9 protein-coding genes and 1 pseudogene are annotated in these 11491 nt (G+C 37.4%); 9 read left to right on the plus strand and 1 reads right to left on the minus strand.

Annotated features, from left to right (window positions below; translation table 11 throughout):
• Positions 1 to 100 precede the first annotated feature (100 nt).
• On the minus strand, positions 101 to 1015 hold the full coding sequence (locus tag VER_RS09845; protein ID WP_162100651.1) for an AraC family transcriptional regulator: 915 nt from the start codon (positions 1013 to 1015) through the stop codon (positions 101 to 103).
• Positions 1016 to 1356: 341 nt separating this feature from the next.
• On the opposite strand from VER_RS09845, the gene dpaL reads away from it, so the two are divergent.
• From dpaL to VER_RS09890, 9 genes and pseudogenes are all read left to right on the plus strand, one after another.
• The gene (gene dpaL / locus VER_RS09850) at positions 1357 to 2526 is read left to right on the plus strand and encodes a diaminopropionate ammonia-lyase (protein ID WP_162100652.1); all 1170 of its coding nucleotides are present in this window, start codon (positions 1357 to 1359) and stop codon (positions 2524 to 2526) included.
• Positions 2527 to 2800: 274 nt separating this feature from the next.
• Positions 2801 to 3748: pseudogene (locus VER_RS10340) on the plus strand (amidohydrolase).
• 46 nt (positions 3749 to 3794) lie between these two features.
• Complete coding sequence (locus VER_RS09860; protein WP_162100653.1) at positions 3795 to 5075, plus strand: septum formation initiator; 1281 nt, start codon at positions 3795 to 3797, stop codon at positions 5073 to 5075.
• 20 nt (positions 5076 to 5095) lie between these two features.
• Positions 5096 to 5464 (plus strand): RidA family protein, encoded by a 369-nt coding sequence (locus VER_RS09865; RefSeq protein ID WP_162100654.1) that lies wholly within the window; start codon positions 5096 to 5098, stop codon positions 5462 to 5464.
• 314 nt (positions 5465 to 5778) lie between these two features.
• Positions 5779 to 6210: a hypothetical protein gene (locus VER_RS09870; RefSeq protein WP_162100655.1), complete on the plus strand. Its 432-nt coding sequence runs from the start codon at positions 5779 to 5781 to the stop codon at positions 6208 to 6210.
• Complete coding sequence (locus tag VER_RS09875; RefSeq protein ID WP_202922162.1) at positions 6204 to 6443, plus strand: YciI family protein; 240 nt, start codon at positions 6204 to 6206, stop codon at positions 6441 to 6443. The genes VER_RS09870 and VER_RS09875 overlap by 7 nt, the downstream gene beginning before the upstream one ends.
• A 64-nt stretch (positions 6444 to 6507) precedes the next feature.
• A complete protein-coding gene (locus VER_RS09880; RefSeq protein ID WP_162100656.1) occupies positions 6508 to 7020 on the plus strand; it encodes an NAD(P)H-dependent oxidoreductase in 513 nt (170 codons plus the stop codon).
• Between the two features lie 135 nt (positions 7021 to 7155).
• Complete coding sequence (locus VER_RS09885) at positions 7156 to 7920, plus strand: antibiotic biosynthesis monooxygenase (protein ID WP_162100657.1); 765 nt, start codon at positions 7156 to 7158, stop codon at positions 7918 to 7920.
• Positions 7921 to 8313: 393 nt separating this feature from the next.
• On the plus strand, positions 8314 to 11491 hold a 3178-nt coding region (locus tag VER_RS09890), incomplete at its 3' end, for an ESPR-type extended signal peptide-containing protein (protein WP_162100658.1).

Genomic DNA, 11491 nt, shown 5'->3' on the forward strand with positions numbered 1-11491 from the left:
ATCTACCAACGATTTAACGAAAGGGAGAAAGTAGATTATTCTATTCCTCAATGGGGAGATGGGCTTGCATGGAATGAACTTCATCGGAGCACAGAGTTTCCTACTTATTGGGATTAAAAACCAACACGTTTTGTCCTATAACCCTATATTTTAGTGGAGATAATCCGTACTGTTTTCTAAATAATTCTATAAAATGACTTAGTTGATTAAATCCTACATTAAGAGATATTTCAGAGACTGACTGCTCGCTATGGAGTAATAAATCTTTAGCTTGATGTAAGCGATGACTATTTACATATTTTATAGGGGAGGTATTCGCATATTTGTTGAATAAGGCTGTGCAACGATTTTTATTAGTTAATGCATATTTAGCTATTTCTGTTACTGTTAGTGGTTCTGCATAATGTGTATGGATATAGTCAATCATGGTATAAAATATGGATACTTCTTTTTGATTAATGGGCTGATGTTGAGATTTGATAATAGGTATGACTTGCTCTATCGTTTGTGAAATAAAATTAAGGACGCTTAAATATTGGAGGGGGTTGTCTGCTAAAGTTGTAAAACTTTTCAATTTTTCTATTTGCTGTGGTTGCATAGGAATTAGTGCATAAGAAAAGGTGTTATTGTTTAGAATAGGATTTAAAAAATAATTTTTTATAAAGTCAGAGAAGGCTGTATTTTCAAAATTAATACATAAAGTAAAGGCATCATGCGTTGTGCTTTTAGAACTGTGTAGTTGATGTTTGTTTAAAAATAATAGTGTATTTGGTGTTAATGTTAATGTTTCATCATTAATAGTATATTCTAATTTTCCTGAAATGAGCCAAGTTAATTGAATTTCGTCGTGCCAATGAATTGGGATGGCATCAGATGTTGCATGATCAAAAGCTTGGGTATAGACTGCTAAAGGCAAGTCATTTGATAGATATGATAAGGATTCTTTAAGTTCTTTATTAGCTTTAAATGTGATATTTTGCCCGCTCTGATTAGAAATAGGTTGAGATAATTTCATAAATAACCTCGCATAGTACTTATAGATAGGTAAAAGAGAATAGGGTTATATTATGATTAAAATTATACGTGATAGAGTATTACATTTCAATATAATTAAAATGATAAAAAGTACAAATATGATAAAAGTTGAATGTATTCTGATAGAAAGATTTAAGTATTATGCATATACTAGGATTATGAAATGACTTATATGTATTAATGGAAGTAAGATTATGCTAAAAGAATTAATAGATAATGGATAAAAAATTAATAAAGTTAAGGAGGTATTGTATTAATATAAGGTCTATCTATCATAGTAATTTTAAGCATAAGTTTAGAAAGAAGTGAGGAGTAGGATATATGAGTATGAAAATAGTTTCCTTTAAACAGGACCCTAAACAAAGTAAATTTGATCAGTTGTTTTCTATTCAAGAAGCAAAATCTGTGAAAGCCTTTCATGAATCACTACCTAATTATAAGGCCACTCCATTACAAGAGTTGAAACGGTTGAGTAGCGAATTAGGGGTTAAAGGGATATATGTGAAAGACGAAAGTTATCGTTTTGGTTTAAATGCATTTAAAGGCTTAGGTGGTAGTTATGCATTAGCTAAAGTTATTGCTAATACATTAAATATTTCTTTAGATGATGTGCAGCAAGTAAAACCTAATACATTTACTTTTGTAACTGCTACTGATGGGAATCATGGTCGTGGCGTAGCTTGGGCGGCTCAGAACCTACAACAGAAAGCTGTTGTATATATGCCTAAAGGTTCAGCACAAGAACGGCTTGATAATATTCGAAAATTAGGAGCTACTGCAGAAATTACAGATTTAAACTATGATGATACCGTACGCTTTGCAAAAGAACAGGCGGATATAAATGGATGGACTTTAGTACAAGATACAGCTTGGCCTGGCTATGAAGAGATTCCAGCTTGGATTATGCAAGGTTATATGACATTAGCTCTAGAAGCGGTAGAAGCCTTAGGTGATGTAAAACCAACTCATATTTTCTTGCAAGCTGGCGTTGGAGCTATGGCTGGTGCTTTAACAGGATTTTTCCACGATATCTATCAGACCGAACTACCAGTGATTACCTACGTAGAGCCAAATCAAGCTGATTGTCTTTTTAAAACTGCAGAAGCAAATGATGGTAAATTACATGCTGTGGAGGGTGATTTAGACTCTATTATGGCTGGTTTATGTTGTGGTGAAGTATGTACCGTAGGTTGGGAACAAATTAGACAACATGGTTCGCATTTTGTGTCTTGTCCAGATTTTATAGCGGCTGATGGCATGCGGGTTTTAGGCAATCCATTACCTGGAGATACCCCTATTATTTCAGGTGAAAGTGGAGCTGTGACCACGGGGTTAGTATATAATTTGTTAACAAAACCTGAATTTATTACATATAAAGAACAAATTGGTTTGTCAGATAACTCAGTTATTCTTTGCATTAGTACCGAAGGTGATACTGATAAAGAAAATTATAGACGAGTTGTTTGGGAAGGGGCGTATCCAAAACAATAAAAGATGTGGATAGCATAATACTAAAAGATTATCTGCTAAAAATAAAGGAGATATTAATATGGAACAGTTAACATTTAAAGAACAATTACAAAAATGGCGTCATGATTTACATGAATATCCAGAAATAGCGTTTAATGAACATCGTACCGCTGCCTATGTTGCTAAAGAATTACGGGCTATGGGATTTGAAGTAGCTGAAGGAATTGGACAAACTGGTGTAGTCGGTTCTTTAACTGTAGGAACAGGAAAGAAAGTAGTTGGCCTTCGCAGTGATATGGATGCATTAGCTATTACTGAGCAATCAGAATTGCCATATAAATCTAAATTGCCAGGATTTTTGCATGGCTGTGGGCATGATGGACATATGGCTTCATTATTAGGAGCAGCTAAGTTATTAAGTGAAAGTAAAGATTTTGATGGCACAGTATGAGTTGTATTTCAGCCTGCGGAAGAACCTGGTAAAGGGGCTCGTGCTATGATTGCAGATGGTTTATTAGAAACGCATTCTATGGATGAAATTTATGGCTTTCATAATATGCCAGGCATGGCAAAAGGTCATATTTTTACTCGTGTAGGTGGCATTATGGGGAGCGAAGATAATTTTGTTATCAAGATACATGGGCAAGGTTGTCATGCAGCACGACCTCATATGGGGAAAGATGCGATTCTTATAGGTTCAGAAATTGTAGTAGCCTTACAAACTATTGTGTCGCGTATTGTGGACCCTAATGAACCTGTTGTTATTTCATGTACTGAATTTATTACTGATGGTGCTCACAATGCTGTGGCTGGAAATGTAGTTATTAAGGGTGATACAAGGAGTTACAGTCCAAAAGTTCAGGCGCAGTTAGAAAAAGAAATGAAAGCAATTAGTGAAGCTATTTGTACAATGTACGGAGCTACATGTGAATTTGAATATACTCATGAATTTTCTCCTACAGTAAATGATGTCAATAGTGTAAAACGAGCAGTGACAGCAGCTACTAATATTGTAGGCTCTGATTGTGTATGTGGAGATACATCACAAGTTATGATTTCTGAAGATTTTGCAGGGTTTTTAGAAAAAATACCAGGCTGTTTTGTTTTTATTGGTAGTGGAACGGTAGAAGAAGGGTGCAATGGTATTGCATTACACAATCCTTCATTTGATTATAATGATGATATTTTAGAAATTGGGGCTAAATATTTTGCTGAAGTGGCAAGGGTTAGTTTATCTCAATAAAGTGAGAGCTAAGGCAATGTATTTGTATGCATTGAAAGGATAGCGTATGGAAAAGGAACAAGTTGTTAGAGATTATAACAAATGGTATAAAGAGGATACTGTTTGGATGTTAGGTTTATTTGGTACGGCTATTGGTGCGGGTGTACTATTCTTACCAATTAATGCGGGGATTGGTGGCCCTTTGCCATTATTAATTGTTACTTTATTAGCATTTCCAATTACTTTTTTAGCGCATAGAGCCTTAGCTCGTTTTATATTATCTTTAAGTTCTGCTGATAAGGGCATTGCTGGGGTAGTCGGTGAGTATTGGGGGCCTCGAGCGGAAAAAATTTTTAATCTGATCTATTTTTTTGCGATATATACTATTTTATTAATGTATGCTGTAGCAATTACCAATACAGGGGAAAGTTTATTGGTACATCAGTTAGGGATTACAGCTGTACCTAGATTAGCTATTGCTTTAATAATTATTATAGTATTACTCAGTATTGTTCGATTAGGACAAGAAACTACAATGAAAGCTATGAGCTATTTAGTATATCCATTTATTGGGATGCTAATTATTATTGGCTTGTACTTAATTCCACAGTGGAATCTTACATTCTTTGAAGATTTCTTTAGTGGACAGACAATGAGTCAGCTTAGTATCAAAGATATTGTGATGACTTTGTGGGTTACTTTTCCTGTGTTAGTAATGTCTTTTAATCATTATCCAATTATTTCGCCCTTTGTTGTGGCCGAACGACATGCATATGATGATTTGGAACAGGTGGATAAAAAATGCGGTTGGATACAACGGAATAGTTATATTTTAATGATTGTGGTAGTTTTATTCTTTGTATATAGTTGTGTACTTAGTTTGTCACCTAGTGCGTTAGCTGAAGCAAAAGCACAGAATATTTCGATTCTATCGTATTTAGCGAATCATTTAAATACGCCGTTTATTACTTGGATTGGTCCACTAATTGCTTTTATTGCAATTATGAAGTCTTTTTTAGGGCATTATGTAGGTGCATATGAAGCGATGCGAGATATAGTAATCGAAGTGGCCGAGCTAAATGGAAAAACAATTAGTAATCAATTGATTGATAAAATTATACTGCTCTTTATGGTTGTTACTTGTGTATTTACTGCTTATGTAAACCCAAGTATTTTAGGCATTATCGAGTCAATTAGTGGCCCTACTGGTGCTGTTATTCTATTACTTTTGCCAATGTATGCTATTTATAGCTCTGAAAAATTGGCCCGTTATCGTAAACCGTCGAATTATTTCGTTATTATAATTGGTTGTATTACTGTATCTGCTATATTTTATGGATTATTTTAAATTGTATAAAGGAGAGTATCATGGAAATTATTACTTCTAATTTAGCACCTAAAGCATTAGGACCTTATTCTCAGGCTATTAAAGTAAATGGCTTATTATTTATTTCCGGTCAAGGTGGTTTGCAACCTGAAAGTGGAACCCTAGTAGATGGTGTGGAGGCACAGACTTTACAAGCTATTAAAAATATAGAAGCTATTTTAAAAGAAGCCGGTTTAGATTTTACAAATGTAGTAAAAACTACGTGCTTTTTAGCTGATATGGCAGATTTCGCTACTTTTAATGGTGTATATCAAGAGTATTTTGTTAGCAAACCGGCTCGTTCATGCGTAGCCGTTAAAGAATTACCTGCTAATTTCTTAGTAGAGATTGAAGTAATTGCTGAAGTGTAATGTAATTAAAATATAGTACAATACAATAAAATAAAGTGCTTAGTGAACTGTATTGAAAAAGAAGTTGAATTAGAATCTTTTTTAGTACAGTTTTTTATATTTGGCTAAACTTAGACATTCTTGGACGAATAGGGCTGCTGACTTATCTGAACAGTGGTGGATTTCTAAAGGTTTTTAATCGATTTTTATCGCCTAAATATGCTTTTTAAGCATAGAACTAATAAAGAAAAGAGCATTAGCTATTCATTGCCTATAAAACTACAATAGAGATAAAGAAGTATTGAGGTGTATTGTAGTAGATTGGAGTGAATGGAATGAAGTATAAAAAAGTTTTAATCAGTGTTATTATAATCTTAGCGGGCATCCTATTGGTTTCGTATAATTATTTTTATAATCAAGCCCGTGAGTCTAATGATTTTAAAATAATCAGTACAAGTGCAGACGATTCAAAATCATTGCCAAAGCCAGTGGATGGTAAACGAACTTTAGTCGTGTTCTTTTCGTTAACTAAAGGTGTATATGAAGGTGAAACACTCCCCATTGGGAATACCCATCGGGTGGCTAATTACATTCAAGAAAATTTGAGAAGCGATATATGCGAGATTGTGCCAGCTACTGAATATACGTCAAATTATAATGAATTATTGGAGGTAGCTAAGACAGAGTTACGGAATAATAGCCGTCCTGCGCTAAAGGGTACTATCCCTGATACGAGTCAATATGATGTTGTATTTGTAGATTGTTAGACCAGCATCGTGCTTGGTTTAAAGAACAGTTTGAAAGGGGTCATTTTTTAGTGGTAGGCCCGTATCGTGATCAGACGGCAGCAGGGCTTGTATTAGCACAAGCAGATTCACGGGAAGAGTTAGAGGCTTTGCTTGCTAAGGACAGTTATTATCCAGACAAGGCTGTTTATACAGTCCGTGAGTTTCAAGCTAATTTGATTGCTGATCAGATAACTTCTTATCGTGGTCAATGAGTATATAAAATAAAAAAATTGGAAAATAATGTGGTAAAATATAGATAATATAAAGGAGCTAATTATGAAAACAACAGTATTTGTATTCCATCCTCATATGAATGATTCCGTAGTTAACAAAGCCTTGGCTAAGGCAGCTGAAGAAACTCAGGTAGAAGTTCGCTATATGTATGATATGTACCCTGATGGGAAAATTGATGTAAACGCGGAACAAAAAATCTTAGAAGCTACGGATCGCATAGTATTACAATTTCCATTGTATTGGTATTCTTGCCCGCCTTTGTTGAAACAGTGGGAAGATGAAGTGTTTGAACATGGTTGGGCCTATGGTTCGAATGGTACGGCCTTACATGGTAAAGAATTGATGTTAGCCATTTCTACAGGCGCTCAAGCTAGTGATTATAGCAAAGGGAGTCGTTTTAATGTAACGATTGATGAATTAGTGTTACCATTTAAAGCTACAAGTCAATTAATTGGTACCACTTGGATAGCGCCATTTGTGACCTATGGTGCTTTAGGGATTGAACCAGCTACATTAGCGGCACAAGCTGAAGCCTATGTAGCGACTTTAAAATAAGCTTTGGTGTATGGGGCTAACATAAAGGTTGGAGTATTGATATACAATAAAGTTTGTAGTATTGATATAAGATAAAGGTTATAGTGTTGTCATAAAATAAGATTTATAGTGTAGGGATATGGTAAGGAGATTTTTATGAAAAAACGTTGGTTAACTTTAGTAAGTGCTTCTTTGGCGTGTGTAATGTGGGCTACAATTAGCGCTAAAACAACAACTGTGGAAGAAGTGGTGCCTGATGTGACACCGGTATATAATTTATTTACCTTTGAAGTAGCTGATGAAGTACAACCAGCCTTTTATGAAACAGGGTATCAAAACTTTACACAATCATTGGCGAATGAACCAGGTTCTTGGGCAATGAATGCAGGCAATAATCTGACTGATAATCAGCTTGTGTATGTGGCGGAAGTGTATGAAAATAATAAAGCCTATGAATCCCATAAGAAATCGCCTCAGTACAATGCCTTTGTTGATGCCGTAGGGCGTCATTTGAATAGTCGTGCTTTCTATTCATTGGAGCCAGTAGCCTTGCTAACTAAAGAAGAACCCTTACAGATCGTTGATGAAGATCAAGTCTTAGTTAATCTGGCTAAGGTAACAGTTAAATCAGGTTATAATGATGATTTTACACGGGTAGTTGTGGATGAAATGAAACAATCGATTGCTACTGAACCAGGTGTATTGGCTATGTATGCTGGTCGCGTAAAAGGCGATAGAAATACTTGGTATTTCTTTGAAATTTATGAGAATGAAGCTGCTTATGCTAAACATAGAAATACTTGGGCTTTTAAGTGGTATATCTCCGAAACAAAAGATATGGTGGCTGAAAAATTAGTTACGCCAATAAAAGCTAAATTAATGATGCATAAGGGGCATATTAATTACGAAGCGGACCGATAAAGAATAGGAACTAGAGTAAAAGCTAGGCGACAACCAATTGTTGTTACCTAGCTTTTATTGTTGGAGATAGAAAACTTGATTTGTGCGGTGTGAGAAAGCAAGAAGTGTCTATATTCAAAATTTTAGAATTGATAAATGAAATTGATACTAATATTTGCAGGTTGTTTATGTATCGCTTTAAAACACTAAAAGTAATATTTTGTTCTCTGTATGTAGACTACTTAAACTATATAAATTAATTTTATAAACGTATAATTTTATAATTCCTACTAATTAAATGTGTTGTATAGAGTGTACTTTTTTGTTAGAATTGTCCTTGTATTTCATGAAAATTTGATAAAGTTAATGACGTAATCGAGATTGAATGGTGTGAAATGTGAGGAGTTTTAATGAATGAATAAAGTATTTAAAGTTATATGGAGTAAAACAAAAGGTTGTTATGTTGTAGCTTCGGAATTTGCGAAGGGGTATCAAGGTAGTAGTAGGCGTGTACGTCGTGTTAGTGCAGCGTTTATGACTGCTATTTTACTTTTTACGCAAGCTTCCACCTTGGCAGCTACTATCTCTATTAAAGAAGTAGATAGTGATAAAGCTCCTACTATTGATTGGGCTGCGGGCTCAGCGTATCCAAATAATAAGCTAACAATAAAAGCGGGAACCGGCTTAAAATTATCAACATCTGCAAAAACTGGTTCGACAGAAAACACGTTGACTATTGGCTTAGATGACTCTACTGCTAATGCTATCAGCACAGCTGTATCGAGTGTAAGTTCTGCATCTAGCAGTGCATCAAGCGCTTTGTCTAGTGCTAGTGATGCTACCTCAAGTGCAAGTGAGGCTAATACGAGTGCATCTAATGCGAAAGTAAGTGAAGATAAGGCGGCTACTAGCGCTACGTCTTCTGCTAATAGTGCTACTGAAGCGAAAGGCTACGCATCGAATGCTAAGGCAAGTGAAGATGAAGCGGCAAAGAGTGCTACATCTTCAGCGAATAGTGCTACCAGCTCTGCTTCTAGTGCCACTGAAGCAAAAGGCTATGCATCGAATGCTAAGGCAAGTGAAGATCAAGCTGCTCAAAGTGCAAGTAATGCAGCCATTAGTGCGACTAAATCAGAAAGCAGTGCATCCAATGCAAAAGTAAGTGAAGATAAGGCCGCTACTAGTGCTACATCTTCTGCCAACAGTGCCACTGAAGCTGCATCTAGTGCCACCGAGGCTAAAAGCTATGCATCAAATGCTAAAGTAAGTGAAGATGAAGCCGCAAAAAGCGCTAAGTCCTCGGCGAATAGTGCTACCAGCTCTGCTTCTAGTGCTACTGAAGCAAAAGGTTATGCATCGAATGCTAAGGCAAGTGAAGATGAAGCCGCAAAGAGCGCTACTTCTTCAGCGAATAGCGCTACCAGCTCTGCTTCTAGTGCCACTGAAGCAAAAGGTTATGCATCCAATGCAAAAGTAAGTGAAGATAAGGCTGCTACTAGTGCTACGTCTTCTGCCAATAGTGCCACTGAAGCTGCCTCAAGTGCCACCGAGGCTAAAAGCTATGCATCAAATGCTAAGGCAAGTGAAGATGAAGCGGCAAAGAGTGCTACATCTTCAGCGAATAGTGCTATCAGCTCTGCTTCTAGTGCCACCGAAGCAAAAGGCTATGCATCCAATGCTAAGGCGAGTGAAGATGAAGCCGCAAAGAGCGCTACTTCTTCAGCGAATAGCGCTACAAGTTCAGCTTCTAGTGCCACTAAATCAGAAAGTAGTGCATCTAATGCTAAAGCTAGCGAAGATGAAGCCTCAAAAAGCGCTACGTCCTCTGCAAATAGCGCTACCAGCTCTGCCTCTAGTGCTACCGAAGCAAAAGGCTACGCATCGAATGCTAAGGCAAGTGAAGATGAAGCGGCAAAGAGTGCTACATCTTCAGCGAATAGCGCTACCAGTTCCGCTTCTAGTGCTACTAAAGCAGAAAGCAGTGCATCTAATGCTAAAGTAAGCGAAGAAAATGCCGCTAAGAGTGCCAAAGATGCGGAAGATAGTGAGTCTAATGCTCTTGTAAGCGCCAATGAGGCAGACAGTAGCGCTTCTAATGCTAAATTGAGTGAAACAAATGCTGCATCCAGTGCTACTGAGGCAAAAGGTTACGCATCAAATGCAAAAATCAGTGAAGACAATGCATTTAAAAGCGCAACTAACTCTGCTTCTAGTGCTACCGAAGCAAAAGGCTATGCTTCCAATGCTAAGGCAAGTGAAGATGAAGCTGCAAAAAGCGCTACTTCTTCAGCAAATAGCGCTACTAGCTCTGCCTCTAGTGCCACAGAAGCAAAAGGCTATGCATCCAATGCTAAGGCCAGTGAAGATGAAGCCGCAAAGAGCGCTACGTCTTCAGCAAATAGCGCTACAAGTTCAGCTTCTAGTGCCACTAAATCAGAAAGTAGTGCATCTAATGCTAAAGTAAGCGAAGAAAATGCGGCCAAGAGCGCCAAAGATGCGGAAGACAGTGAGTCTAATGCTCTTGTAAGTGCTAATGAGGCAGACAGTAGCGCTTCTAATGCTAAATTGAGTGAAACAAATGCTGCATCCAGTGCTACAGAGGCCAAAGGCTACGCATCAAACGCAAAAATCAGTGAAGACAATGCATTAAAAAGTGCAACTAATGCTGCTTCTAGCGCAACAGAAGCGCAGGGCTATGCATCTAATGCTAAAGCAAGCGAAGACCAAGCCACTCAAAGTGCAAGTAATGCAGCAACTAGTGCCACTAAATCGGAAAGCAGTGCATCTAATGCTAAAGTAAGTGAAGAAAATGCTGCTAAGAGTGCTACTGAGGCAGCGACTAGCGCCACAAATTCGGAAAGTAGTGCATCCAATGCGAAAATAAGCGAAGAGAATGCGGCCAAGAGTGCTACAAGTTCTGCATCTAGTGCTACAGAGGCTAAAAATAGTGCGTCAGATGCTAAAAACAGCGCTGATAAAGCAGAAAACAGTGCGTCTAATGCAGCGTCTAGTGTAACGGAAGCGAAAAGTAGCGCTTCAGATGCCAAATCCAGTGCGAATGAATCCGCATCCAGTGCTAAAGACTCAGCATCCAGTGCTACGGAAGCAAAAAATAGTGCGTCTGATGCGAAAGCAAGTGCATCTAATGCTGAAAACAGTGCATCCAATGCAAAAGTAAGTGAAAGTAATGCCGCTAAAAGCGCTGGTGAATCTGCATCCAGTGCAACAGAAGCAAAAGACAGTGCCTCTGATGCGAAGAATAGTGCTGACAAAGCTGAAAACAGTGCATCCAATGCAAAAGTAAGTGAAAGTAATGCCGCTAAAAGCGCTGGTGAATCTGCATCCAGTGCAACGGAAGCAAAAAACAGTGCGTCTGATGCTAAAACAAGTGCCGATAAAGCAGAAACTAGTGCTTCTAATGCAGCAAGTAGCGCAACGGAAGCGAAAAACAGTGCGTCTGATGCTAAATCAAGTGCTGATAAAGCAGAAAGCAGTGCCTCTAATGTAGCAAGCAGTGCGACAGAAGCGAAAAATAGTGCCTCTGATGCTAAATCAAGTGCTGATAAAGCAGAAAGCAGTGCCTCCAATGCAA

Source organism: Veillonella sp. R32 (genome assembly GCF_010093125.1).
Lineage (GTDB): Bacteria > Bacillota > Negativicutes > Veillonellales > Veillonellaceae > Veillonella_A.

Excerpts from the sequence above, each read along its gene's own strand:
- VER_RS09870 (WP_162100655.1), top strand. The coding sequence starts at position 5,779 with ATGAAGTATAAAAAAGTTTTAATCAGTGTTATTATAATCTTAGCGGGC.
- VER_RS09885 (WP_162100657.1), top strand. The coding sequence starts at position 7,156 with ATGAAAAAACGTTGGTTAACTTTAGTAAGTGCTTCTTTGGCGTGTGTA.
- VER_RS09845 (WP_162100651.1), bottom strand. The coding sequence starts at position 1,015 with ATGAAATTATCTCAACCTATTTCTAATCAGAGCGGGCAAAATATCACA.
- VER_RS09860 (WP_162100653.1), top strand. The coding sequence starts at position 3,795 with ATGGAAAAGGAACAAGTTGTTAGAGATTATAACAAATGGTATAAAGAG.
- VER_RS09865 (WP_162100654.1), top strand. The coding sequence starts at position 5,096 with ATGGAAATTATTACTTCTAATTTAGCACCTAAAGCATTAGGACCTTAT.
- VER_RS09880 (WP_162100656.1), top strand. The coding sequence starts at position 6,508 with ATGAAAACAACAGTATTTGTATTCCATCCTCATATGAATGATTCCGTA.
- dpaL (WP_162100652.1), top strand. The coding sequence starts at position 1,357 with ATGAGTATGAAAATAGTTTCCTTTAAACAGGACCCTAAACAAAGTAAA.